Below are 223 nucleotides of genomic sequence, written 5' to 3' on the forward strand. Positions count from 1 at the left end.
TTATGAAGTAGAGAATGATTACCAAATGGCATTGGAGTATTGTACTGATTTGTATAAAAAGGAGAGTGCAGAACGTTTACTAGTACATTTAATAAGTATTATTAATCAAATTGTAAGGAATCCAACTATAAAATTAAATGAAATAGAGACTACGACGGAAGAAGAAAAGGCACTTATTATAGAAGAATTTAATGATACGTACCATGCATATCCGAGAGATAAG

Annotated in this window: 1 protein-coding gene; it reads left to right on the forward strand. The window is 30.0% G+C overall.

Annotated features, from left to right (window positions below; translation table 11 throughout):
- Positions 1-223, forward strand: a 223-nt coding sequence (locus MR167_RS33870; RefSeq protein ID WP_242316316.1) for a condensation domain-containing protein, incomplete at both ends; no start/stop codon positions are given.

The sequence above is a fragment of the Bacillus cereus group sp. BfR-BA-01355 genome (assembly GCF_022663675.1).
In the GTDB taxonomy this organism is placed as follows: Bacteria; Bacillota; Bacilli; order Bacillales; family Bacillaceae_G; genus Bacillus_A; species Bacillus_A thuringiensis_S.